The organism is Janthinobacterium sp. Ant5-2-1, from assembly GCF_001445815.1.
Taxonomy (GTDB): Bacteria; Pseudomonadota; Gammaproteobacteria; order Burkholderiales; family Burkholderiaceae_D; genus Janthinobacterium; species Janthinobacterium lividum_E.
The window spans coordinates 13462-36556 of sequence record NZ_LNCE01000058.1 but is presented as its reverse complement, the minus strand read 5'-3'; the positions used below and the strand labels follow the sequence as shown (position 1 = coordinate 36556).

Below are 23095 nucleotides of genomic sequence, written 5' to 3'. Positions count from 1 at the left end.
CCTTGAAATTGGTGGGGGGATGTCGGAAGCGGGTATTTTACGGGCAGATGGCGTAACGGGGGCGTGCGTTGCCGTACGGATAAGACTTGCGTCAACGTGGATACTGGATGAAATTGCTGCGCTGCGCCATGTCACCTTGACGTTTCAATACGGAAAGCAAACGGGCGTCGCCGCAGTGGAAACATAGTCATACTTGCCATGCTTTTTGTTTTTGCAAAGGAAAACGATGATAGTACGATCACTCCGAATGTCCTTGCGCTTCATCCTGCCACTGGCCCTGGTGCTGGGACTGTTTGCTTATATCGTAGTACCCCTGCTCGACAATATCACCCTGCGCTGGTATGTGCGCGACCTTGACAGCCGGGCAGAATTGCTCGCCGGCACCCTGCGGCCCTCGCTGACCGAATACCTGCCCGCGCAGGACACCACCCGCATCAGCGAACTGTTCCAGGGCGCCACGCGCGACGAGCGCCTGATCGCCATCGGCTTTTGCGACAACGCGGGGCATTTGCTGTACCAGTCCGCGCAATACCCCGCTTCCATCGGTTGCTGGAGCACGCCGCCCACAGGCGGCCTGTACAAATCCTTGGCGCAATTGCCCCAAGGCCAGGTCCACCTCAGCGAAACGCCCGTGATGCAGGATGCATCCCAGCTAGGCCGGCTGGTGCTGGTGCAGGACATGAGCTTTGTCGAGCGCCGCAATACGGATACCAAGCGTTTTATCTTTGCCTTCCTGGCCGTGCTGGCCGTGCTGATTTCCCTGATGACCGTGTTCGTGGCGCACCTGAGCTGGCGCGGCTGGCTGGCGGCCGTGAAGGACATCTTGCGCGGCGAATTGCTGTCGAAGAACAATCCAGCCGTTGCCGCCGCCGCACCGGCCGCCGCGCCCGCGCCGCCGCCGGAAATGCAGCCGCTGATCGGCGACTTGCGCGAATTGCTGCAGGAATACCACCTGGAACGCCAGGGCGATAACGGCTGGTCGTCCGACTGGACGCCGGACAAGCTGCGTGCCTTGCTTGAAGCGGACTTGTCCGGCGACCAGGTGCTCGTGGTATCGAACCGCGAGCCGTACATCCACACCAAAACGGAGACCGGTGTTGCGGTGCAGCGTCCCGCCAGCGGCCTGGTGACGGCCGTGGAAGCCGTGATGCGCGCCTGTTCCGGCACGTGGATCGCGCATGGCGCCGGTTCCGCCGACCGCGAGACGGTGGATAAACTCGACCACGTGCCCGTGCCGCCCGACAATCCCAGCTATACCTTGCGCCGCGTGTGGCTGACGCAAGAGGAAGAGCAGGGCTATTATTATGGCTTCGCCAATGAAGGCATGTGGCCGCTGTGCCATATCGCCCATGTGCGCCCCGTGTTCCGCTCGTCCGACTGGGAGCAGTATGTGAAGGTCAACCGCCGCTTTGCCGACGCCGTGATCGCGGAAGCGAAGACGGACAACCCCGTCGTGCTGGTGCAGGATTACCATTTCGCCTTGCTGCCGCGCATGGTGCGCGAAGCCTTGCCGAAGGCGACGATTATTACTTTCTGGCATATCCCCTGGCCAAACTCGGAATCGTTCGGCATTTGCCCATGGCGCGAAGAAATCCTCGATGGCTTGCTGGGCAGCACAATCCTCGGCTTCCACACGCCATTCCACCGCAAGAATTTCCTCGAAACGGTGGACCGCTACCTGGAAACCCGTATCGAACCGGAAGCGTCCACCATTTCCTATGGCGGCGAGATGACGCAGGTCGAGGATTACCCGATTTCCATCGCCTGGCCGGAAGATAACCCGGACCAGCCCGACGTGGCCACGTGCCGCGCGCAAATCCGCAGCGAACTGGGCGTGGCGCCTGACCACTTGCTGGGCATCGGCGTGGACCGCCTCGACTACACGAAAGGCATCGTCGAGCGCTTCCAGGCCGTCGAGCGCATGCTGGAGCAGCAGCCCGGCATGGTGGGCCATTTTACCTTCGTGCAGATCGCCGCCCCCAGCCGTGCCTCGCTCGATGAATATCAAAGTTTCGACGCCAGGGTGCGCAAGATGGTCGAGCGCATCAACCGCCGCTTCGGCAGCGGAGACTATGTGCCCATCCTGCTGAAAGCGGAGCACCATGGACAGGACGATTTGCAGCGCTATTTCCGCGCTTCCGAAGTGTGCATGGTGACGAGCTTGCATGACGGCATGAACCTGGTGGCCAAGGAATTCATCGCCGCGCGCGACGACGAACTGGGCGTGCTGGTGTTGTCGCAATTCACGGGCGCCGCGCGCGAGCTGCACGAAGCGCTGATCATCAACCCCTACCATATCGAGCAGGGCGCCGACGCCCTGTACCGCGCCCTCGTGATGCCGCCCGTGGAACAGCGCGAGCGCATGAAGAGCATGCGGGCGCGCGTGAAGCATTTCAATGTCTACCGCTGGGCCGGGCGCATGCTGCTCGATGCGGCCCGTTTGCGCCAGCGCGACAAGGTCATGACGAAGATCGACGCCCACAGCCGCATCAAGCGGCGCAAGGGGATTTGATGGCGGAGATTCCTGACGATACTGCAGCCCTGTTGCAGCTGCTGAGTGCGTCCGGCAGCGCCGTTTTCCTCGACTTCGACGGCACCCTGGTCGACCTGGCTCCCACGCCCGACGGCGTGCGCCTGGAAGCGGGCGTGGTCGACGCGCTGCTCGTGCTGGCGCGCCGGCATGGCGGTGCCTTGGCCATCATTTCCGGTCGCCCCGTGGCGCAGATCGACGCGATGCTGGCGCCCTTGCTGCTGCCCGTGGCCGGCGTGCACGGCGTGGAGCGGCGCGATGCCGATGGCCGCCTCTCCGTCGTGCCGACACCCGACGTGTCTGCCGTGCTGGCGCGCGCGCAGGCGCTGGCCGAGCGCCACCCCGGTTTGCTGGTGGAACACAAGCGCGGTGCGGTCGCCCTGCATTACCGGCTGGCGCCGGAACTCGAGCAGCTGTGCGTGCAGGAAATGACGGCCGCCGTGCAAGCGTGCCCCGGCCTTTTACTGTTGCATGGCAAAATGGTTCTGGAAGCCAAGCCTGCCACCACCGACAAGGGCAGCGCCATCGCCGCCTTCATGGCCGAGGCGCCGTTCGCGGGCCGCCGTCCCGTCTTCGCCGGCGACGATACCACCGACGAGGCAGGTTTTGCCTATGTACAAGGAGCGGGCGGACATGGCGTGAAGGTGGGCAGCGGCCCCAGCGTGGCCACCTTGCGCCTGGCCAGCCCCGACGCCTTGCGGACAGCCTTGCTGGCCGCCTTGGAACACATACAGAAGGAGTAGCCGATGACGACATCCTATGACACCCCCAGCGGCGCGCATGCATCCGCCGCCAGCAACGCCGCCAGCTTGCCTCCCGCGCAAGCATCCCTCAACTGCGGCGTGGTGGGCAATTGCGCCTTCAGCGCCCTGATCGACCAGGCGGGGCAGGTCGTCTGGTCCTGCCTGCCCCGTTTCGATGGCGATCCTGTCTTCAACGGCCTGCTGGACGCCACGGAAAACGGCAGCGTGTGGGCCATCGACATTGAAAACTTTGCCCGCAGCGAGCAATTCTACGAGCCAAACACGGCCGTGCTGCGCACGCGGCTGTACGACACGGATGGGCGCGGCGTGGAAATCACGGACTTCGCGCCCCGATTCCTCAGCCGCGACCGCATGTTCCGCCCGCTGATGCTGATCCGCCGGGTGCGGCCGCTCGATCATGCCGTGCGCATCCGCGTGCGTCTGCGCCCCCGCTACGATTGGGGCAAGCTGGCGCCGCAAATCACACAGGGCAGCCACCACATCCGCTACGTGGGGCCGGAACAAACCTTGCGGCTGAACACGGATGTGTCGCTCAATTATGTGCTGAGTGAAACGTATTTCGTGTTGGGCGGCACGGCCAACTTCCTGCTGGGGCCTGATGAAACCCTGGCCGGCGGCATCGACGAGACGGCGCGCATCTTCGAAAAGGAAACCATCAATTATTGGCGCACCTACACGCGCCGCCTGGCCGTGCCGCTGGAATGGCAGGACGTGGTCATCCGCGCGGCCATCACCTTGAAACTGTCTTTATATGAAGACACGGGCGCCATCATCGCCGCTATGACCACCAGCATTCCGGAAGCGCCTGGCAGCAGCCGCAACTGGGATTATCGCTATTGCTGGCTGCGCGACGCCTTCTTTGTCGTGCGGGCACTCAATAGTTTGTCCGAAGTGGGCACGATGGAAGAGTATTTGCGCTGGCTGACGAATATCGTGGCCCGCTCGAAAGGCGGCCACATCCAGCCACTGTACGGCATCGGCCTGGAAGAGCAACTGCCCGAATCCATGCTCGACCACTTGCCCGGCTACCGCGGCAATGGTCCCGTACGCGTGGGCAACCAGGCACAGGAACACTTCCAGCACGACGTCTACGGCAATATTGTGCTGGGCGCCGCGCAGGCGTTTCTTGATCACCGCTTGTTCCACCGGGCGGGAAAAGCCGAGTTCGCCGCGCTGGAAGCCGTGGGCGACCAAGCCTTCAAACTGCATGCGGAACCGGACGCGGGCATGTGGGAGCTGCGCACGCGGGCCAGGGTCCATACCTCGTCCATGCTGATGAGCTGGGCCGCCTGCGACCGCCTGGCCAAGGTCGCGCATAAACTGGGCTTGCCGGACCGCGCCGATCACTGGAACAGCCGCGCCGTGCTGATCCGCGAGCGCCTGCTGCGTGAAGCGTGGAGCGAGGAACGCCAGGCCTTCGCGGAAAGCCTGGGCGGGCGCGACCTCGACGCCTCCGTGCTGCTGATGGCGGAAGTCAACTTCATCGACCCCATGGACCCCCGTTTCATCGCGACAGTCGACGCCTTGGAAGCATCGCTGTGCGACGGCCCCTACATGCGCCGCTACGAAGCGCCCGACGACTTCGGCAAACCGGAAACGGCCTTCAACATCTGCACCTTCTGGCGCATCGACGCCCTGGCCCGCATCGGCAGGAAAGACGAAGCGCGCAAAATCTTCGAAACCATGCTGCTGGCGCGCAACCACCTGGGTTTGCTGTCGGAAGATACGCATCCCGTGACGGGCGAAATGTGGGGGAATTTCCCGCAAACTTACTCGATGGTGGGGTTGATCAACTGCGCGGTCAGGTTGTCGGCGCCTTGGGATAGTGCGATTTAATTGTACCGTGTCATTACGCGCCAGGTCATCACCAGGCTTGGTGCGTAGTAACACGAAATACCGAAGGGCATCCACACTGATCAATACGAAATACCGAGATGATGACCGCAAACGACATTTTAGCGACAATAAATGACAGCATTTTTCTTGAGACTATTTTCCAGAAAGATACTGACTGGGATGCTGCATTGTGCGCCAGGGAATCTGTTGAGTTTGATGGCGCATGGTGTGCCAGCTACGAAAAAGTGACTTCATCTTGTCCACCTGAAGGCGCCCTGGTGAAGGGGATCAGGGAGGTCGCATTCAAGAAAGTGTATCAAGTCACTGAAAATTCCGACCTTGCTGGCTATGTGTCGGACGATATGGGCCTGATTGCGCAGGCATGCCACGATAAAGGCAAGATCGACTTTATCGACAATCTCTGGAAAACCTATATGCGCGGAGAGTTTCCAACTTGAGCTGATACAGGCATGGTCCAAAGTGCAGATGGCATGCGGCATCATTATTATTTCAATGTCAGCGCGGCGCTCCTGCGACTCCATTTCAGTTGCCAGTTGCGCGCTCGCCACGCCCATACAACCGGCACTCCGCCGCCAGCGCCAGCAAATTCGGGTCGCGCTCGCGGCTGCTCAGCATCAGCAGGGTGATTTGCTGGTGCGAGCCGTAGCGCGCGTCCAGCGGCAGCAGTTCGATGCGCGAGCTGAAGGCGCGGACCCGGCCCGGCAGCAGGCTGATAACTGTTAGCAAGAACAATCTAAGTTTTCTACTACACCACGTTACAGTGCGGACCAAGCAGGCTAATACTCGGCTAGATCAGATGGGTGCTGTATACTTCGCTTTAGATCGAGCTAGTTCAACACTGTAACAAACTGATTGTATGAACCATGAAAACTAGATCCACACCTTTGCGCACGAGCGTTAAGCAAGTTGGCTCTCAGCCAATTTTCGCTTTATCTCCAAACACGACAGATGCCCTCGACATATATGCGCGCACAAAAAGAAAACAGCGTGATACGACAACTTGGTTCTCAATGTGCCTGGGGGCACCAGCGGCTGCTGTATTTTTTAAAGGTTCGCGCGACAGTGTAGTTTTCAAGCTTACGGCCTGTGACGTAATTGCGGAGGCATACCACGAGCTGCGAACTGGGATTGAAGTTGAAATAATTAGCCCTTCCATGGTCTACAAAGTGCGAGAGCGAGCTAACTCGTTGCTTAACGAACTTCCTGCGGCGCAATATCTTCCCTCAACCGCAGCGACATCTGATTTTCTGTCAGGACTGCAAGCATTATGTGTCTACGCGCCGCCGATCTTCGTTCCGACCAATCGATCAGGAGACCCTACCAGACGTTCTCTCACGCTCACACTGGCAAAAAAATTCGCGAAAGCTTTTAGTTCAGTACCGGTCGATTACGTGCACTATCTTATTACCATAGCTTGGCCCACGGTGAGCGTTAGTGCAACGCGACGTGTACTTACGTCCGAGGTAACAGAGAAGATAAAGCGGCAGTGCGAGATTGATAGGAAGGCTGAGAGCACTGCTCGTACGCACACGCACTTGACCCTACAGGCTGCGAGTAGTACAAGGCGAATCCTTTCCCCTGAAAATGCAGATGCAATCGCGAACCTCGAAGAGCAAATTGGTCGAATTAAGCGAGGGCTGCGGCGCTTTCCAACAGATGCGTCGTCCCTCCGGGCAATGCTTGAAATCGTCAGCGACATCCAAGACCCAAGTTTGGCCTCAGAACTTAAGGCAGTTTTAAGTACCGAACTCAAAGAGTATGTGGCGTAAGGGTTGGACTAGCGCAAATCATGTTTTTTCAATGAATTTGCGCTAGAGCGCGAATTCATTCAAACGTTATGTAACTGCGCTAGGGCCTGCTGCAGCATAAAATCTATCGGTATTCTCCATCCAACTGCCCCCCCATAGCATAGATTGGAGAATAGTCATGAGCACCATAGTCAAGCGCAGTACCTCATCTGATTTTACAAAACCGAGAAGCAACATGCGCGCCATTACAGTCATTGGCCGCAGTGCTTTGAAACGGATCACCATGTGGGCTTACAACCATGGATGGTTGTCATTGTCTTTAACTCAATGGATATTTGATAATTTTTCGATTCATTCTGCCTAATCGATGAACACTTGTATGCCGATTTCGCTACATACCCGCGATTTTGTTTACCTCGCTCAGCAACTCATTTAGCTGGCTCCCTGCGCCCATACAACCGGCACTCCGCCGCCAGCGCCAGCAAATTCGGGTCGCGCTCGCGGCTGTTGAGCATCAGCAGGGTGATTTGCTGGTGCGAACCGTAGCGCGCGTCCAGCGGCAGCAGTTCGATGCGCGAGCTGAAGGCGCGCACGCGGCCCGGCAGCAGGCTATAGCCGATGCCGCCGCTGACGAGGTTGATCAGCGAGAAGATGTCGCCCACCCGCATGGCCGTGTCGGGCACGAATCCCGCCAGGTCGAATGCGTGGTTGAAGCTTTGCGAGGTGACGAAACCCTCGTTGAGGGTGACGAATTTGTCGTCGCGCAGCTGCTGCAAGTCCACCGATGCGGCGCCCGCATAGGGCGAGCCGAGTGGCGCGGCCAGGTAGACGTCGTCCTGGAACAGGGGCACGGCAACCAGCCCGGCATGCTGTTCTTCCTCCTGCACGCCGACGATGATGGCATCGAGTCGGCCATCGGCCAGGCTTTGCAGCAGTTCGCGGTTCGAGCCCAGGGTCAGGTCGATGTCGAGACCGGGCCGGCGCAGCTTCAGCGCTATCACCAGTTGCGGGATGCAGTGCAGGGTCAATGAATACAGCGAACCGATCTTCAGGCGCACGGGGTTGATGCCCGACATTTCGCGCACCTTGCGCATGCCTTCCTCGCACTCGGCCAGCGCGCGCCGCGCCGATTCGGCAAAGGTGTAGGCCGCATGCAGCGGTATCAGGCTGCGGCCCTCGCGCTTGAACAGGGGACAGCGCAAGCCGTCCTCCAGCGAGTGCAGGGCGCGGTGCACGCTGACCGTGCTCTGGCCCAGCGCATCGGCCACCCGCGCCAGGTTGTTCAATTCCATAAAGCTGAGAAAAACCTCGAGCTTTTTCAGCGTGATTTCTTCGTTGATGGCCATGATCACCGTGATTATCGTGAGTTCATTAACTTCAGGGTAATGAACATGGTAGCAGGTTGATTGTCGCGCCTCCGTTTTCACTCTATCGTCAGGGTTCGATAGCTTAATTCGGAGGCAAGATGTCAACCGCCACAGCAGCGCCAGCGCAGCGGCAAAAACAATGGGACACGCGTCGCACCGAGAAGCGCCGCCGCCTCGACGCCGTGCGCCATTACGCGAGCGGCCCCGTGCTGCAACAGGGCGACATGGTCGCCGTGCTCGAAGCGCTGCTGGCGCCGGGCGACCGCGTCGTCCTCGAAGGCAATAACCAGAAGCAGGCCGACTTCCTCGCCCGCATGCTGACGCAGGTCAATCCCGACAAGATCCACCATCTGCACCTGATCATGCCCAGCGTCAGCCTGCCCGAGCACCTGGACCTGTTCGAACGGGGCATCGCCCGCAAGCTCGATTTCTCGTTTGCCGGCACGCAAAGCCTGCGCATCGCCCAGTTCCTGCAGGATGGCTTGCTGGAAGTTGGCGCCATCCACACCTACATCGAACTGTATGCGCGCCTGTTCGTCGACCTCACACCCAACGTCGTCATGGTGGCCGGCTACATGGCCGACCGCCAGGGCAATCTGTACACGGGCCCCAGCACCGAAGACACGCCGACTCTGGTGGAGTCGGCCGCCTTCCGCGACGGCATCGTCATCGCCCAGGTCAATCAGATCGTCGACGACGTCAGCGATTTACCCAGGGTGGACGTGCCCGGCTCGTGGATCGATTTCGTCGTGCAATCCGACAAACCGTTCTTCATCGAACCGCTGTTTACGCGCGACCCGCGCGTGATCAAGCCCGTGCACGTGCTGATGGCCATGATGGCGATCCGCGGCGTGTATGAAAAACACCAGGTGCAGTCGCTCAATCACGGCATCGGTTTCAATACGGCCGCCATCGAGCTGATTTTGCCCACGTATGGCGAGCAGCTGGGCTTGAAGGGCAAGATTTGCCGCAACTGGGTGCTCAACCCCCATCCGACCCTGATACCGGCCATCGAGACGGGCTGGGTCGAAAGCGTGCACTGTTTCGGCGCGGAGCTGGGCATGGAAGGCTATGCGGCCGCGCGGCCCGACGTCTTCTTCACGGGCCGCGACGGCTCGATGCGCTCGAACCGCGCCCTGTGCCAGCTGGCCGGCCAGTACGCGGTCGACCTGTTCATCGGCGCCACCTTGCAGATGGATGGCCTGGGCAATTCGTCCACCGTGACGAATGGACGGCTGGCCGGCTTCGGCGGCGCGCCGAACATGGGCCACGATCCGCACGGCCGGCGCCATCCGACGCCGGCCTGGCTGGACCTGATCGAGACGGATGACCCGCTGGCGCGTGGCAAGAAGCTGGTGGTGCAGATGGTCGAGACGTTCCAGGACGGCGGCCAGCCCACCATCGTCGAATCGCTCGATGCCGTGGCCGTGGGCCAGGCCAGCGGCATGCCGCTGGCGCCCGTGATGATCTATGGCGACGACGTCACGCACGTGCTGACGGAAGAGGGCATCGCCTACCTGTACAAGGCCCGCTCGCTCGAGGAGCGCAAGGTCATGCTGGCGGCAGTCGCCGGCGTGACACCGATCGGCCTGCGCCACGACCCGAAGACGACGGCCAAATTGCGCGCCGACGGCCTGATCGCGCTGCCCGAGGATATCGGCGTGCAGCGCGGCGCTGCGAACCGCTCGCTGCTGGCCGCGAAAAGCATCGCCGACCTGGTCGAATGGTCGGACGGCCTGTATCAACCACCCGCCAAATTCAGGAGCTGGTAATGACGACCATGATGACAGTGCCGGTGCGCGAACGCGCCGCCGTGCTGGGACGGCAAGTGCTGCAGGCGCTGCTTGATGAAGTGACCTTGACGCCGAAACCGGGCCTGGTCGATTTGCGCAGCCGTGGCGCCCACACGGACTTGAACTGGGCCCTGATGTGCCATTCGGCCTGCGTGCTGCAGCCCGTGTTTGCCGCCATGGCCGACGCTGGCGCGCAGAGTGAAGACGACGACTTGCTGCGCCAGCGCATCGGCGCCCTCGGCCGCGACGGCGAGGCGCTGATGCTGGCAGCGACGGGCGGCGTGAACACGCACCGGGGCGCCATCTGGGCGCTGGGATTGCTGGTGACGGCGGCGGCGCAGCAGGGCGCGCGCGGCGCATCGCTGGCACCAACAGCCGTGGCGGCGCGGGCCGGCGCGCTGGCCCGTTTGCACGACCGCGGCGCGCCTGGCGCCACCGGCAACAAGGGCGAGCTGGCGTGCCGCCAGTATCAGGTTGACGGCGCGCGGGGTCAGGCACGTGCCGGCTTTCCCCTGGTGACAGGCGTTGGGCTGGTGCAGCTGCACACCTCGCGGGTGCGCGGCGACAACGAAACGACGGCGCGCCTGAACGCCTTGCTGGCGATAGTCAGCCAGCTCGACGACACCTGCGTGCTGTCGCGCGGCGGCGAGCCGGCCTTGCTGGCACTGCAAACGGGCGCGGCGCGGGTGCTGGCGGCCGGCGGCGCGGCCACGGCCGCCGGTACCGAAGCGCTGCTGGCCCTGGAAGCGGTGGCGCTGGCGCGCGGCGTGTCGCCGGGCGGCGCGGCCGATCTGCTGGCGGCCACCCTGTTCCTCGACCGATTGACACAAGGAGAAGCGCATGGAAACGCGTGACTATATATTCCCGGCCGGGCAGCCGGCGTCTAGCCGCGCCCTGGCTGGCGTCGTCGGCTCGGGCGACCTGGAAGTACTGCTGCAGCCGGGCAGCGATGGCGTGACCCGCATCGTCGTCAACACCTCCGTCGATGGCAAGGGCGCCGTGTGGGATGCGCTGTTGCAGCGCGTATTCGGCGGCGAGCCGCTGCCGGCGGCGCACATCGTCATCAACGATTGCGGCGCCACGCCGGGCGTGGTGCGCATGCGCATCGAGCAAGCATACGAAGAATTGCAAGCGGGGAGGGCGGCATGAGCACATTGCAGCAATTACTCGAACGTGACAGCTTCATCGAACGGGGTGCGCGCAGCCGGGTCAAGGCCCTGCTGGATGCGGGCAGCATGCGCGAACTGCTCGACCCGTTCTGCGGCATCGCTTCGCCCTGGCTGCCGCAGCAAGGCGTGACGGCCCAGGCGGACGATGGCGTGGTGGTGGCCAAGGGCCTGTTCGGCGGCCAGCCGGCCGTGGTGCTGGCCATCGAGGGCGCCTACCAGGGCGGCAGCATGGGGGAAGTGGGCGGTGCGAAAATCGCCGGCGCGCTGGAACTGGCTGCGCGCGACAACCGCAACGGCATCCCGACGCGCGCCGTGATCCTGTTCGAGACGGGCGGCGTGCGCCTGCAGGAAGCCAACCTGGGCCTCGCTGCCATTGCCGATATCCATGCGGCCATCGTTGACCTGCGCCGCTACCAGCCCGTGATCGGGATTACGGCCGGCACGGTGGGCTGCTACGGGGGCATGTCGATCGCGGCAGGCCTGTGCAGTTACTTGATCGTCACGCGCGAGGCGCGCCTGGGTCTCAACGGGCCGGCAGTCATCGAGCAGGAGGCGGGTGTGGAGGAATTCGACTCGCGCAACAAACCGTTCATCTGGAGCCTGACGGGCGGCGAACAGCGCTTCCACAGCGGCCTGGCCGACGCCTACGTGGAGGACGACACGGCGCAGATGCGCGCCACAGTGGCCGAATTGTTCGCGCGCGGCGTGCCAGCACAGCACCGCAGCGATCAGGCAGATCTTTTTCTGGCGCGCCTGGCCGATGTCGACGCCGGTCCGCAAGCCACGCCGCAAGCCGTGCGCGCCATCTACAGCAAAGGAGTTGCAGCATGAACGCCATCACCGATACGAGCCGGGGCGCCGTCTGGCTGGCGGCCCTGACGCAGCATGCCGCGCCGTTGCCTGATTACCCGCCTGCCGTGCGCGTGGTCGACGCGCCGCTGGCGGGCGAGCCGGCGCGCTACCTTGCCGTGCTACCCGACCCGGACAACCGTTTTACGCGCGCACGCACGGGTGAAATCGGCCTGGTCGAGGCTTGGCAACTGGCCCGCGCCGTGCAGCAGGTGGTGCTGGAGGATCGTGCGCTGGCCGTGAAACGCCCCATCGTCGCCGTCATCGACGTGGCCAGCCAGGCCTACGGCCGGCGCGAAGAAGCGTACGGCATCCACCAGGCGCTGGCCGGCGCGGCAGGCGCATACGCCGAGGCGCGCCTGGCCGGTCATCCTGTGATCGGCCTGATCGTCGGCAAGGCCATGTCGGGTGCTTTCCTCGCGCACGGCTACCAGGCCAACCGCCTGATCGCGCTCGACGATCCGCAAGTGATGGTGCACGCGATGGGCAAGGCGTCGGCCGCGCGCATCACCCTGCGCACGGTGGAAGCGCTCGAAGCGCTGGCCGCCACCATCGCGCCGATGGCCTACGACATTGGCAACTACGCCACCCTGGGCCTGCTGTGGCAAACCTTGCAAGTGGCGCAGCCGGACGCGCCATCGGCGCAGGACGCGGCCGCCGTCGAGGCCAGCCTGCGGGCGGCCCTGGCCGACATCCGCGCCGATCCGCTGGCGGACCTGTCCAGCCGCCTGGGCGCGCCGCACCGTCAGGCGTCGGCAAAAGTCAGGGAGGTGCTGGGACAGCAGTGGTAGGGGAAACAAACAGAGAAGACACCAAGTCATTCCTATTCCTATAACGGAGACAATCATGATCATTTACGGAACCGCACTGCTGGCCTTATGCCACTTGCTCGGCATCTTCCTGGGCGACCTGCTCGGGCAACTGATGGGCGTCAAGACCAACGTGGGCGGTGTGGGCATCGCCATGCTGCTGCTGATCTGCGCCCGTCTCTACATGCAGCGCCGCGCATGGCTGCCGCCAATGACGGAACGGGGCGTCGAATACTGGGGCGCCATGTATATTCCCGTGGTGGTGGCGATGGCCGCGCAGCAGGACGTGGTCGCGGCCCTGCGCGGCGGTCCGGTGGCCGTGCTGGCCGCCATCGGTTCCGTGCTCGTTTGCGGTGCCGTGATCTCGCTGATTAATCGTATGGAAAACCCGCGAATGGAAAACCCCGCCGCCGAAGCCGACTCGATGTTGAGCAAGGAGCACCGTCATGCTTGAGCTCTTTGAAAAAGCCGCCATCCACAACGGCCTGGTGACGGCATTCGCCTTTGTCGGCCTGATCATGCTGCTGTCCGTGGCGCTGTCGAAGTATCTGACCCTGGGCCGCGTGCACGGCTCGGCCATCGCCATCGTCATCGGCCTGGGCCTCGCTTACTGGGGCGGCGTGCATAGCGGCGGCCACAAGGGACTGGCCGATTTGTCGCTGTTCGGCGGCATCGGCCTGATGGGCGGCGCCATGCTGCGCGACTTTGCCATCGTCGCCACGGCCTTCGAAGTGCAGGCGACGGAGGCGCGCAAGGCTGGCCTGATCGGCGTCGTGGCGCTGATGCTGGGCGTGGTGCTGCCGTTTCTCGTCGGCGCGGGCATCGCGTATGCATTTGGCTATTCGGATGCCGTCAGCATGACCACCATCGGTGCTGGCGCCGTCACGTACATCGTCGGCCCCGTCACGGGCGCGGCCATCGGCGCCAGTTCGGACGTCATGGCCCTGAGCATTGCGGCGGGCCTCATCAAGGCTATCCTGGTGATGGTGGGCACGCCCGCCGCGGCGCGCTTTTTGCGCCTGAAAACGCCGCGTTCCGCGATGGTCTTCGGCGGCCTGGCCGGCACGGTCAGCGGCGTATCGGCCGGCCTTGCCGCCACCGACCGCAAACTGGTGCCGTACGGCGCGCTGGTGGCCACGTTTCACACGGGCCTGGGCTGCTTGCTGGGACCATCGTTGCTGTTCTTTGCCGTCAAGGCGGTGGTGGCCTGATGGACACCTGGCGCACGCATGATTTGCTGTGGGTTTCCGGCCTGCCGGACGGCGCAGCCTTGCCCGCCTGGGCCGACTCTGCCTGGCTGCAGGCGGCGCCTCTGGTGGTGCGGCGCGCCAGCATGGCGCCCGGGCGCATCCCCGTGGGCATGCGGGGGATGCTGCGCAGCGAGCGGCATGCGTGCGAAGTGGATGCCGCCGCCGTCGTGCGCTGCGTGACGCCGGAAATGCTGGCGCATGCGCCAGTGCCGGTTTTTTCCTGTGCCGCCCTCGACGCGTTGCGGCAGGTGGCGCCCTTGCTCGACGCCATGGGCTGGCCTTGGGGGCCGACGGGCGGCGTGGGTTTTGCGCTGGCCAGCAGCTTGCCCGTGCTGCGCGCCGACAGCGACCTCGATCTCGTGCTGCGCATTGCCGCGCCACCGGATGCCACGCAGGCCGAGGCCCTGCGCGCCATCGCGGCGGCCGTCACGGCGTGCCGGCTGGACCTGCAGATCGACACGGGCCGTGGCGGCTTTGCGTATGCCGAGTGGGCGGCGGGGCGTGAGCGGGTCTTGCTGAAAACGGATCGTGGCCCCGTGCTGACGGCCACGCCATGGGAGCTGGCATGAGCGTCTTGTTTACCTTTCCCGGCCAGGGTGCCCAGACTCCGGGCATGCTGCATACGCTGCCCGATGACGCGGCGGTGAGGACGGCCCTGGCCGAAGCGGCGGAAGTACTGGGCCACGATCCCTTGGCGCTGGACACGGCTGACGTGCTGGCCTCGACGCGGGCCGTGCAACTGTGTCTGCTGATCGCCGGCGTGGCCATGGCGCGTTCCCTGGCCGCGCGCGGCGCGCGGCCCGACATGGTGGCCGGCTTTTCCATCGGCGAATATGCGGCGGCCGTCGTCGCCGGCGCGCTCGATTATGCCGACGCCGTGCGCCTGGTGGCGCGGCGCGGAGAACTGATGGAGCAGGCGTATCCCGCCGGTTACGGCATGGCGGCCATCATCGGCCTGGACCTGGCGCAGCTCGAACCGCTGCTGGCGCAGGTGCATGGCGCAACAACGCCCGTGTATGTCGCCAACCTGAACGCGCCGCGCCAGATCGCCATTGCGGGCAGCGAACCCGCCTTGCACGCCATGATGGCGCTGGCCCTGGCGCACGGCGCCAGCAAGGCCAAGCGGCTGGCCGTCAGCGTGCCGTCGCATTGCCCGTTGATGGCGGCCGCCGCCGGCGACATGGCCGCCGCCTTCGATGGCGTGGTTGTGCGCCGTCCATCGCTCGTCTACCTGAGCAGCAGCGCGGCGCGCGCACTGTTCGACCCTGCCCGCATCCGCGACAGCCTGGCCGCCAACATGGCGCAGCGCGTACAGTGGAGCAGTACCGTGCGCCTGGCGTGGGAGCGGGGGGCCAGGCTGGCGCTGGAAATGCCGCCCGGCAGCGTCCTGACGCGGCTGACGGCACCCGACTTCACGGATGGCGTGGCCGTCTGCTGCGACGGCAACCGGGGCGACAGCCTGCTGGCGCTGGTGAGGCGGGAGCGGGACGGCGCCGCGTCTTAGAGCCTGGCGCTCAGTCCAATCTGGAAGCCACGGCCCGGCAAGGGCGCGATGTATTTCAGTGGAGAATTGTGCGGCCTGGCGTCCTCATCGAGGAGGTTGGTGCCGCTGATGAATACGTCGATGCCGGCAAACGGCGAATTCGGCACTTGCAGTGCGCGGCTCACCTGGAAGTTCACCATGGTGTAGCCGTCGAGCGGCACTTCCTCGCTGACACTCTTGCCCAGGTACTTCTGCTTGTCGTACCAAGTGCTGGAAAGCCTGGCCTTCCACCCCTTGTTTTCCCACAACACATTTGCGCCATAGCGGCTGGTGGGCATGTTGGGCAGGTAGGCGCCGTCGTTGTGCGCGCGCAGCTTGTCCGGATTGTCCGCCTTGTTCTTGACCAGGTCGGCAAATGCGGAGAGGTTCAGCTTGCCGTAGCCGTCAAGCTGAACGGCCTGGGACACGTCGATCTCGAATCCCTTGACCGTCGTATCGGTCTGCTTCCAATATTTCAATGGCAGGCGATTGGCCGTCTGCAGGCCCGAGTGGCCAAGGTAGAGATAGTTCTCGTACTTCATGACGTAGCCCGTTGCGGACATCTGGAAGCCGCTATTGGCGAACAAGCCTGTAAGCTCGGTATTCCGCGCGCGCTCGGCCTTCAAATCCTGGTTGCCTTCTTCCTGGGTCATGATCGAATAGTGGCGGTTGCTCGCATACAACTCATTGACGTCGGGCGCTCTTTCCGACGAGGCATGGCGCAGCTTGGCACCGAACAGCTGGGCAAGCTTGACCGAGGCCCCCAGGCTATAGCTGTTCAGGCTGAATGACCTGTCCTCGAGTTTGGCGTTTTTCGCATTCCTCGACGTCTTGAATCCGCTCTGGCGGATATCGTGCTCGACTTTTTCATGGCGAAAACCGGCATCGAAGGTGGCCCCGCCGGCATCGAGGCTTTCCTTGACGAACAGCGCACTGCTGACCGTGCTCGCATCGGGCAGGTAAAGCTGCGGCCCGCTACCGGTGATGTCGCGGGATTGATGGCTCAGGCCAAGCAAGCCGCTCAAGGGCCCCGCGCGCCGGTGCGCCAGCAGGAGCTCGGCCTGATTGGTGTCGAACTGGTAGTCATTCGCCTTGGCCGCTCCCAGGCGTTCTCCCGACGTATTGTTCAGGCGCGACACGCGCAGCTGCGCGCTTTCCATATACGCGACGGGGTCGCGCAGAGTGGCTTCCAGCGCATATTTATCCTGGCTGATCACGACGCCGACGGGCAGCCCTTCGTCATGGTTGGCCCCGAAAGACTTGTTTTCCATGGAAAAGCCCGGCACGCCATACTCGCTATTCTTGGTATCGAGGCTGACGGCCACGTGGCCGCGATCGAAAAAATAGGTGCTGCCGACGGCAAAGTGGGAATTGCTGGCATGGCTGTTGCCCAGGGTCCCGTGGTAGTCGGGAGTCACGTCCTTGTTGATCTTGTTCTGCACCGTCTTTGGCGTACCCGGTACGTAAGCGGGGTTGGCCGGATTGACGTAGGTCTTGCGCTGCCAGACAGACGTCGGCTGATTGGTATAGAAGGAAAAATCGCCATCCGCCCAGTCAGGATTTTCCGTCATGAACTGGTCGATAAACGGTTGCGAAGCCTTGCTATAGACTTGCTGGATCCTCGCCTCTTTCTGGCAACTGTCGGCCAGGAAGGTATTCACGCCACCTTTCACTGGGAACAGCTGGCTGTTGCACACGCCGGCCTTGCTGTTGCCGGGAATATCGTAATGCCCGATCTTTTGGAATGACATCTGCAGATTCGTAGAGAAACGCTTCCCATCGTTGAAATTCATGCGCAAGCCTTGCGCGTCGGCATCGTTGAAGCCTTTGCGCAGCATCAGCTCCAGATCTCTCTCCTTGCTCTCCATCTTTCTGGAAACGAGGCCGGAATCGATGTCGACGCTGCCGCCGATCGCATTGCCGCCGAAACGCACGCTATCGGACGATTTGTTGACGGTCACGCTGCGCGCAAACAGGGGATCGAACGGGATGTTGATGTCGCCGCTGAGCGCATTCATGCCGAGGATGGACTGGCCATCCTCGAGAATTTGCACGCGGCTGCCGCTGAGGCTGCGAATCACGGGGGCGCCGGCATTCGGGCCGAAGGCGCTGCTTTGCACGCCAGAGACATGCTCGAGCATGCCGCCCAAAGTCCTGTTCTGCGCTTGCGTATTTTCGACCAGCACGACGCTGTCGATGCTGGAAGGCCTGTCCGCGCGGACTTTGATGGTTTGCAAGGTGACGTCGTCCGCCGCGTAAGCGAGCGGGGCAGTGGACAGCATGGCAGCTGCGAATACATGATGGCGCATAGGACTCTCTAAAAGGCGTATGGAATGTTGGCGCTGGACGCAGGCGCAGCGCGAAGGTGTAAGTGCAATTGAGTTGCAATAATAGTTGGCGCGTCATGTTATTGCAAGTAAACTGCATTAGTCGCATGGAAAGAGTAGCGCGGACAGCCGGCATGTGCCGGCTACCGTGTAGCAAAGTGAGGAGGTGGGATGGCCGCTATTATTAGTTGCGCGTTGCGCGTGTGCGGCGCAGGCTGAATGAGTCCGCCTGCGCCCTTGTGGAGCGGTTGCTTCAGGTGGATTGCTATGGCATTTTCGCCTGCAGCCGGCGCGAACGCCGTTTTCTTTCCCAGATGACGATGCCCGTCACCGACAGCATCGCCACCATGACACCCATGAAGGACATCATGATGCGTCCCGGCATGCCGAGGATGCGGCCCGAGTGCAGTGGGAATTGCAGTTGCACGAAGACGTCGGCGGCCGTGCCTTCCCACGGTTTGTGCTGGCCGATGATGCTGCCGTCCATGCCGTCGACGTAGAGGTTCGACAAGCCCATGCCGGCCGCGCCGAATTCATCGGCGGGATCAAAAAATGAGACGTTATAGAACGAGTAATTGCCGCCGTAATAAATGCCGCCGATGGGCGCCGTGATGCCGCGCTGCACGGCTTGCTTTTTGGCGATGGACACGGCTTGCTCGAAGCCGATCGCGGGCGTGATATACGCGCCGTAGGGCGCCGGCGTCTGCGTTTCGTACGGGCCCGGCGTGGTGGTCGAGACGAGCGACATGACGGGATAGAACACTTCGCGGTACAGGTTCAGCGAGAACGACGTGAACGCGACGACGATGATGATGGCCCACACCCATAGGCCGCCCGCGCGGTGCAAGTCGAAATTGAGCTTGTAGCCGCCGGCCGCCCAGCGCACCACCCACGACGGTTTCCAGCGCTGCCACCAGTTGGCGGCGTCGCGGTGGCGCGGCGCCTCGTCCTGCGCGCGCGGGCGCAAACGGCGCGGCGTGGTCAGATAAAACGCCACCATGCTGTCGAGCAGCCAGATGAGGGCAACCGTGCCCATCAGCCAGTAGCCCCAGCGGTCCATGCCCCAGAAGGCGGGCACGTGCAGGCTGTAGTGCAGGTGGCGCAAGAACGGCATCAGGCTGCGGCGCGACAGGGAAATGGCCGTCGAATCGCGCGTGCCCGTGATCTGCGCCGTGACGGGGTCGATGTAGACCGTGTTGTAGTCGAGCACGAACGGCTTGTTCGTGGCCGGATCGGTGAGCGGGCGCACCATGAAGGCGGCCGCATGGCCTTCCTCCAGGCCCAGGGTCATGTAATTGACTTCCACGCGCGGATCGGCGGCGGCCACTTTTTGCGCCAGCACGAACGGCCGCTGCAGGGGGCCGCGGCCCGGCGTTTCCATGATGTCGGCGTTGAGCCATTCATCCAGTTCGTGGTCCCACGACGTGACGGCGCCCGTCAGGCCCGCAACGATGAGGAAGAGGGCGATGGTGAGACCAGCCCAGCGGTGTATGACAGTCCAGAAAGCGCGCATGCGGTACAAACCTTCAACATGAAACCGGCTTGTTGCCGCCAGCGGACGCCATGGCGGCGCACAGTAAGAACCAGGCACAGGCCTGGTATTTTGATAATGGGAATCGTTCTCATTATCCGCCGTGGCGCAGAGTTTGTCCAGCGACGATGCTGCTGGCCCTGTACAAAAACCGCATGCTAAGATGCTAGCAAGAAGTTAATTTACGTTCCACATGGAAATATTCAAGGTTGAAGCGGTATGCGTATAGAAGATCGGAACAATGTCCGCGTGCACGAACGCAACGATGCGCCGCTGGCGGGCGCGGCAGCCACCATGGTGTTCATGCATGGATTTGGCTGCGACCAGACCATGTGGCGCTACCTGGAACCGCTGTTTCGTCCGCACTACCGCACCGTGCTGTTCGACCTGGTCGGCAGCGGCGCTTCCGACCTGGACGCCTATGATTTCGATCGCTACGCGCGGCTCGGCGCGCATGGCGCTGATTTGCGCCAGGTCATCCATGCCGTTGGCGGAGGTCCCGTGATTTGCGTCGGCCATTCCGTCAGTGCCATGAGCGCCTTGCTGGCCACCATCGCCGAGCCGGACCTGTTCGCCGCGCAAGTCATGCTGGCGCCGTCGCCGTGCTATGTCGACGATGCGGCGGCCGGCTACCGGGGCGGCTTCAGCCGTGCCGATATCGACGACTTGCTTGGCGCCATGGACAGCAATTACCTGGGCTGGTCCGCCAGCATGGCGCCTGCCATCATGGGCGCGTCCGGGCAGCCGGGGTTGGGAGAAGATCTTGTGAACAGTTTTTGCCGCACGGACCCGGCCATCGCCTGGCATTTTGCGCAAACCACGTTTTTGTCCGACCACCGCGCCGTCTTGCCACACAACAGCACGCCGGCCCTGATCGTGCAATGCAGCGACGACTTCATCGCGCCGCCGTCCGTGGGCGAATACTTGCGCGAGATGCTGCCGCTCAGCAGCCTGCACGTGGTCGACAATGTAGGCCATTGCCCGCACATGAGCGTGCCCGATGCCAGCTACCGCGCCATCCGCCATTTTCTCGACGGCCTGCACCTGTAATGCGCGACACGATGCCTTCCTTGCCTGATACCAATACCTTGTTCCAGCACGCCGCCTGCGGCTTGCTGCTATGCACGGCCGACGGCACCATCGTGCAGGCGAACGCCACCTTTTGCGGCTGGCTCGGCTATGGCGCCGCGGAATTGCTCGGAAAAAAGAAACTGCAGGACTTGCTGACCATCGGCGGGCGCGTATTCCACCAGACGCACTGGCTGCCCTTGATGCAGGTGCAGGGCAGCGTGTCGGAAATCCTGCTCGACATGCGCCAGCGCCAAGGGCAGTCGATCCCCATGCTGTTCAACGCCGTGCGCCGCGTGCACGAGGGCGTGCGTTATGACGAGATCGCCGTCTTTGTCGCCAGCGACCGGCGCAAATACGAACAGCAGCTGCAACTGGCGCGCAAGGAGGCTGGCGAGCTCAACGAGCAGCTGGCGGCCGCCGACCGGCGCAAGGACGAGTTCCTGGCGACCCTGGCGCACGAGCTGCGCAATCCGCTGGCGCCCATGCGTAATGTGCTGGAAGTGCTGCGCCTGACGCAGCTGGACGATCCGCAGCTGCGCTGGGCCCGCGACGTGCTGGGCCGGCAAGTGGGCCACATGACGCACCTGGTCGACGATTTGATGGAAGTGTCGCGCATCACACGGGGGCGCCTGGAACTGCGCCGCGCCAGCGTGGAACTGGCCCCCGTGGTGGAAGCGGCCCTGCACAGCGTGGCGGAGCTGGCGGCGCAGTCCGGCCACGAGGTGCACGTGGAGCAATGGCCGCAAGCCATCTGGCTCGACGCCGATGCCACGCGTCTGGGGCAGATGGTCGCCAACCTGCTGACCAACGCCGTCAAATACACGCCTGCCAACGGCGTCATCGGCCTGGAAGTGGCGTGCACGGACAACGAAGTGAACATTACCGTGCGCGATTCGGGCATCGGCATCGCGCCCGAGCACCTGGACAAGGTCTTCGACATGTTTTCTCAGCTGGAGCCGGCCCTGTCGCGGGCCCAGGGCGGCCTGGGCATCGGCCTGTCGCTGGTGCGCGGCCTGGCCGAATTGCATGGCGGCAGCATCAGCGCGCACAGCGATGGCGTCGGGCTGGGCAGCACCTTCACCTTGCGCCTGCCGCTGCCCGCCGTGCCGCTGCAAGCGCCGCCCGAGCCCAATCGCCGCTTGCTTGCCGGCACGCGCGAAGGCAAGGTGCTGGTTATCGACGACAGCGCCGACGCGGCCGAAAGCCTGGCGCTGGCGCTCGACATCCTCGGCTATGAAGTGCGCACGGCCTACGACGGCCCGGCCGGCATGGCGGCCGCGCAAGTGTTCATGCCGCAAGTCATCCTGCTCGACATCGGCTTGCCGGACATGAACGGCTACGACGTGGCGCGGCTGTTGCGCAGCCAGGCCTGCGGCCAGCACGCCATCCTCGTGGCCGTCACGGGCTGGGGCCAGGATAAGGACCGCCAGATGGCATCCGATGCGGGATTTGATCTGCACCTGACCAAACCTGTGGATTTTTATGAGCTCGATGCGGTGCTGCAAAAGATGCTGCAGGTGGGGTGAGGAGGGCATCAGAAAAATGAAAGACATGCAACAACTGACAGAACTTGAAATCGCCGTTTTCCAGCTGAGCATGGGTTTTGCCCCGGCGGACCGCTGCGTCGACTGGGCCGTGGAACGCCTGCGCCTGGACCAGGAAGGCGACGACCTCGAGGTCGTGCTGCTGGCCAGCGCCCGCGGTGTTGACGAGGTGCTGCCGCTGGCCGACGTGATCATCGAGCGCTACCGTGGCGCGCAGCGGCTCGAGCAGCAATTTCTGGCTGGCAAATACATTGTCGAGTTGCGCTCAGCTTATCTGGCAGGGAGCGAAAGCGTGTTGTCGCTCGATGCCATCTTGACCCGCTTGTACCCGGCGCTCGATTATCCCGACTGGCTCGTCATGCTAAGCCGCAATTGTGAATACGCGACGGACGTGGCCGATTTCGAGCAGCCGTTCGAAGATGAATTTCACTATGTCGCCAGCCTGTGGGCGCAAGCGGAGAGCCTGGCCGCGTTTGAGAGCGCATACAGCCGCGAGACGTCGAACCGGCATGATGCGACCGGCGCCGCAGGCGGGCCTCTGACTGTCCCATGAAAAAAATCGATATTTTTGTCTGTTCCGATACAGAAATACGCTCATGTGCCAGCTGGCAGGATGCCTTCGACTCCTTTCCTGTCACCGGCATCACCTTGCCTGGGGAACTGGATTTTGCGTCGCTGGGGCAATTGTTGACGCACTCGACGGCGTCTGTCCTTAGGTCCGTGCCTATTCTGGGGGGCGATCTGTACGTGTTCAGTACTGCAATAGGGCAGGCGCTCGACCGGATAGCGGCCGACGACCTGGCCGATATCGCGGTGGCGTGGGCGCAAACCGCGCCATGGGCTGGACTGGAAGTCAACCCCGTCGATCTGGCAGGATTCCTGATGGAGTTGAAAGCGAACTGGCATCGATCCGCCACGCCGGATAAGGCCTTGTTTCTGTGGCTGGACGCTTGATGGCAAGTGC

The 23095-nt window shown here is 63.1% G+C and carries 23 protein-coding genes; 19 read left to right on the top strand and 4 right to left on the bottom strand.

What is annotated here, in order from left to right; genetic code table 11:
- Positions 1-247 precede the first annotated feature (247 nt).
- The 4 genes from ASN89_RS19385 (at position 248) to ASN89_RS19370 (ending at position 5588) form a co-directional block, all read left to right on the top strand.
- Positions 248-2512 carry an alpha,alpha-trehalose-phosphate synthase (UDP-forming) gene (locus ASN89_RS19385; RefSeq protein ID WP_152988625.1) on the top strand — a complete coding sequence of 755 codons (2265 nt, stop codon included), beginning with the start codon at positions 248-250 and terminating at the stop codon, positions 2510-2512.
- Positions 2512-3273, top strand: coding sequence for a trehalose-phosphatase (gene otsB / locus ASN89_RS19380; RefSeq protein ID WP_058050417.1), 762 nt, complete (start codon positions 2512-2514; stop codon positions 3271-3273). Before ASN89_RS19385 ends, otsB begins: the two co-directional genes overlap by 1 nt.
- 3 nt (positions 3274-3276) lie before the next feature.
- Positions 3277-5130 (top strand): glycoside hydrolase family 15 protein, encoded by a 1854-nt coding sequence (locus ASN89_RS19375; protein WP_046685077.1) that lies wholly within the window; start codon positions 3277-3279, stop codon positions 5128-5130.
- Positions 5131-5228: 98 nt separating this feature from the next.
- Positions 5229-5588: a hypothetical protein gene (locus tag ASN89_RS19370; RefSeq protein WP_058050416.1), complete on the top strand. Its 360-nt coding sequence runs from the start codon at positions 5229-5231 to the stop codon at positions 5586-5588.
- Positions 5589-5673: 85 nt separating this feature from the next.
- On the opposite strand, the gene ASN89_RS19365 is transcribed toward ASN89_RS19370, so the two are convergent.
- A complete protein-coding gene (locus ASN89_RS19365; protein WP_152988624.1) occupies positions 5674-5877 on the bottom strand; it encodes a hypothetical protein in 204 nt (67 codons plus the stop codon).
- 137 nt (positions 5878-6014) lie between these two features.
- Between ASN89_RS19365 and ASN89_RS28745 the strand changes: the two genes are divergently transcribed.
- Both ASN89_RS28745 and ASN89_RS28740 read left to right on the top strand, forming a co-directional pair.
- Entirely contained in the window at positions 6015-6920 is a 906-nt protein-coding gene (locus ASN89_RS28745) for a hypothetical protein (RefSeq protein ID WP_152988623.1), read from the top strand.
- Positions 6921-7077: 157 nt separating this feature from the next.
- On the top strand, positions 7078-7263 hold the full coding sequence (locus ASN89_RS28740) for a hypothetical protein (protein WP_152988622.1): 186 nt from the start codon (positions 7078-7080) through the stop codon (positions 7261-7263).
- Between the two features lie 64 nt (positions 7264-7327).
- Here the strand turns inward: ASN89_RS28740 and ASN89_RS19355 are convergent, their stop codons facing one another.
- A complete protein-coding gene (locus ASN89_RS19355; RefSeq protein WP_058050413.1) occupies positions 7328-8245 on the bottom strand; it encodes a LysR family transcriptional regulator in 918 nt (305 codons plus the stop codon).
- A 119-nt stretch (positions 8246-8364) separates the two neighbouring features.
- On the opposite strand from ASN89_RS19355, the gene mdcA reads away from it, so the two are divergent.
- From mdcA to mdcH, 9 genes are read left to right on the top strand one after another with little or no spacing between them, the layout of a single operon-like run.
- A complete protein-coding gene (mdcA, locus tag ASN89_RS19350; RefSeq protein WP_058050412.1) occupies positions 8365-10038 on the top strand; it encodes a malonate decarboxylase subunit alpha in 1674 nt (557 codons plus the stop codon).
- Positions 10038-10913, top strand: a complete 876-nt coding sequence (locus ASN89_RS19345; RefSeq protein ID WP_058050411.1) for a triphosphoribosyl-dephospho-CoA synthase — start codon at positions 10038-10040, stop codon at positions 10911-10913. Before mdcA ends, ASN89_RS19345 begins: the two co-directional genes overlap by 1 nt.
- On the top strand, positions 10900-11208 hold the full coding sequence (locus ASN89_RS19340; RefSeq protein ID WP_058050410.1) for a malonate decarboxylase subunit delta: 309 nt from the start codon (positions 10900-10902) through the stop codon (positions 11206-11208). The genes ASN89_RS19345 and ASN89_RS19340 overlap by 14 nt, the downstream gene beginning before the upstream one ends.
- The gene (locus tag ASN89_RS19335; protein ID WP_058050409.1) at positions 11205-12059 is read left to right on the top strand and encodes a biotin-independent malonate decarboxylase subunit beta; all 855 of its coding nucleotides are present in this window, start codon (positions 11205-11207) and stop codon (positions 12057-12059) included. Before ASN89_RS19340 ends, ASN89_RS19335 begins: the two co-directional genes overlap by 4 nt.
- Positions 12056-12868, top strand: coding sequence for a biotin-independent malonate decarboxylase subunit gamma (gene mdcE / locus ASN89_RS19330; RefSeq protein ID WP_058050408.1), 813 nt, complete (start codon positions 12056-12058; stop codon positions 12866-12868). The genes ASN89_RS19335 and mdcE overlap by 4 nt, the downstream gene beginning before the upstream one ends.
- Positions 12869-12923: 55 nt before the next feature.
- A complete protein-coding gene (gene madL, locus ASN89_RS19325; RefSeq protein ID WP_058050407.1) occupies positions 12924-13340 on the top strand; it encodes a malonate transporter subunit MadL in 417 nt (138 codons plus the stop codon).
- On the top strand, positions 13333-14097 hold the full coding sequence (gene madM, locus ASN89_RS19320) for a malonate transporter subunit MadM (RefSeq protein WP_058050406.1): 765 nt from the start codon (positions 13333-13335) through the stop codon (positions 14095-14097). Before madL ends, madM begins: the two co-directional genes overlap by 8 nt.
- Positions 14097-14705, top strand: a complete 609-nt coding sequence (locus ASN89_RS19315) for a malonate decarboxylase holo-ACP synthase (protein ID WP_058050405.1) — start codon at positions 14097-14099, stop codon at positions 14703-14705. The genes madM and ASN89_RS19315 overlap by 1 nt, the downstream gene beginning before the upstream one ends.
- Positions 14702-15640 carry a malonate decarboxylase subunit epsilon gene (gene mdcH, locus ASN89_RS19310; RefSeq protein WP_058050449.1) on the top strand — a complete coding sequence of 313 codons (939 nt, stop codon included), beginning with the start codon at positions 14702-14704 and terminating at the stop codon, positions 15638-15640. Before ASN89_RS19315 ends, mdcH begins: the two co-directional genes overlap by 4 nt.
- Here mdcH and ASN89_RS19305 read toward each other — a convergent pair.
- Both ASN89_RS19305 and ASN89_RS19300 read right to left on the bottom strand, forming a co-directional pair.
- Positions 15637-17940, bottom strand: a complete 2304-nt coding sequence (locus ASN89_RS19305; RefSeq protein ID WP_235502017.1) for a TonB-dependent receptor — start codon at positions 17938-17940, stop codon at positions 15637-15639. The genes mdcH and ASN89_RS19305 overlap by 4 nt on opposite strands.
- A 310-nt stretch (positions 17941-18250) precedes the next feature.
- On the bottom strand, positions 18251-19498 hold the full coding sequence (locus ASN89_RS19300; RefSeq protein WP_058050448.1) for a PepSY-associated TM helix domain-containing protein: 1248 nt from the start codon (positions 19496-19498) through the stop codon (positions 18251-18253).
- A gap of 237 nt (positions 19499-19735) precedes the next feature.
- Between ASN89_RS19300 and ASN89_RS19295 the strand changes: the two genes are divergently transcribed.
- From ASN89_RS19295 to ASN89_RS19280, 4 genes are read left to right on the top strand one after another with little or no spacing between them, the layout of a single operon-like run.
- Positions 19736-20566, top strand: coding sequence for an alpha/beta fold hydrolase (locus ASN89_RS19295; RefSeq protein ID WP_058050403.1), 831 nt, complete (start codon positions 19736-19738; stop codon positions 20564-20566).
- An 11-nt stretch (positions 20567-20577) separates the two neighbouring features.
- Positions 20578-22113, top strand: coding sequence for an ATP-binding protein (locus ASN89_RS19290; RefSeq protein WP_058050447.1), 1536 nt, complete (start codon positions 20578-20580; stop codon positions 22111-22113).
- A gap of 25 nt (positions 22114-22138) precedes the next feature.
- Positions 22139-22684, top strand: coding sequence for a hypothetical protein (locus ASN89_RS19285; RefSeq protein WP_058050402.1), 546 nt, complete (start codon positions 22139-22141; stop codon positions 22682-22684).
- Positions 22681-23085 (top strand): hypothetical protein, encoded by a 405-nt coding sequence (locus ASN89_RS19280; RefSeq protein WP_058050401.1) that lies wholly within the window; start codon positions 22681-22683, stop codon positions 23083-23085. The genes ASN89_RS19285 and ASN89_RS19280 overlap by 4 nt, the downstream gene beginning before the upstream one ends.
- Positions 23086-23095 lie beyond the last annotated feature (10 nt).

Bases quoted from the DNA above. Each gene is read 5' to 3' on its own strand.
- ASN89_RS19385 (WP_152988625.1), top strand. From the start codon at position 248: ATGTCCTTGCGCTTCATCCTGCCACTGGCCCTGGTGCTGGGACTGTTT.
- otsB (WP_058050417.1), top strand. From the start codon at position 2,512: ATGGCGGAGATTCCTGACGATACTGCAGCCCTGTTGCAGCTGCTGAGT.
- ASN89_RS19375 (WP_046685077.1), top strand. From the start codon at position 3,277: ATGACGACATCCTATGACACCCCCAGCGGCGCGCATGCATCCGCCGCC.
- ASN89_RS19370 (WP_058050416.1), top strand. From the start codon at position 5,229: ATGATGACCGCAAACGACATTTTAGCGACAATAAATGACAGCATTTTT.
- ASN89_RS28745 (WP_152988623.1), top strand. From the start codon at position 6,015: ATGAAAACTAGATCCACACCTTTGCGCACGAGCGTTAAGCAAGTTGGC.
- ASN89_RS28740 (WP_152988622.1), top strand. From the start codon at position 7,078: ATGAGCACCATAGTCAAGCGCAGTACCTCATCTGATTTTACAAAACCG.
- ASN89_RS19355 (WP_058050413.1), bottom strand. From the start codon at position 8,245: ATGGCCATCAACGAAGAAATCACGCTGAAAAAGCTCGAGGTTTTTCTC.
- mdcA (WP_058050412.1), top strand. From the start codon at position 8,365: ATGTCAACCGCCACAGCAGCGCCAGCGCAGCGGCAAAAACAATGGGAC.
- ASN89_RS19345 (WP_058050411.1), top strand. From the start codon at position 10,038: ATGACGACCATGATGACAGTGCCGGTGCGCGAACGCGCCGCCGTGCTG.
- ASN89_RS19340 (WP_058050410.1), top strand. From the start codon at position 10,900: ATGGAAACGCGTGACTATATATTCCCGGCCGGGCAGCCGGCGTCTAGC.
- ASN89_RS19335 (WP_058050409.1), top strand. From the start codon at position 11,205: ATGAGCACATTGCAGCAATTACTCGAACGTGACAGCTTCATCGAACGG.
- mdcE (WP_058050408.1), top strand. From the start codon at position 12,056: ATGAACGCCATCACCGATACGAGCCGGGGCGCCGTCTGGCTGGCGGCC.
- madL (WP_058050407.1), top strand. From the start codon at position 12,924: ATGATCATTTACGGAACCGCACTGCTGGCCTTATGCCACTTGCTCGGC.
- madM (WP_058050406.1), top strand. From the start codon at position 13,333: ATGCTTGAGCTCTTTGAAAAAGCCGCCATCCACAACGGCCTGGTGACG.
- ASN89_RS19315 (WP_058050405.1), top strand. From the start codon at position 14,097: ATGGACACCTGGCGCACGCATGATTTGCTGTGGGTTTCCGGCCTGCCG.
- mdcH (WP_058050449.1), top strand. From the start codon at position 14,702: ATGAGCGTCTTGTTTACCTTTCCCGGCCAGGGTGCCCAGACTCCGGGC.
- ASN89_RS19305 (WP_235502017.1), bottom strand. From the start codon at position 17,940: ATGCTGTCCACTGCCCCGCTCGCTTACGCGGCGGACGACGTCACCTTG.
- ASN89_RS19300 (WP_058050448.1), bottom strand. From the start codon at position 19,498: ATGCGCGCTTTCTGGACTGTCATACACCGCTGGGCTGGTCTCACCATC.
- ASN89_RS19295 (WP_058050403.1), top strand. From the start codon at position 19,736: ATGCGTATAGAAGATCGGAACAATGTCCGCGTGCACGAACGCAACGAT.
- ASN89_RS19290 (WP_058050447.1), top strand. From the start codon at position 20,578: ATGCCTTCCTTGCCTGATACCAATACCTTGTTCCAGCACGCCGCCTGC.
- ASN89_RS19285 (WP_058050402.1), top strand. From the start codon at position 22,139: ATGCAACAACTGACAGAACTTGAAATCGCCGTTTTCCAGCTGAGCATG.
- ASN89_RS19280 (WP_058050401.1), top strand. From the start codon at position 22,681: ATGAAAAAAATCGATATTTTTGTCTGTTCCGATACAGAAATACGCTCA.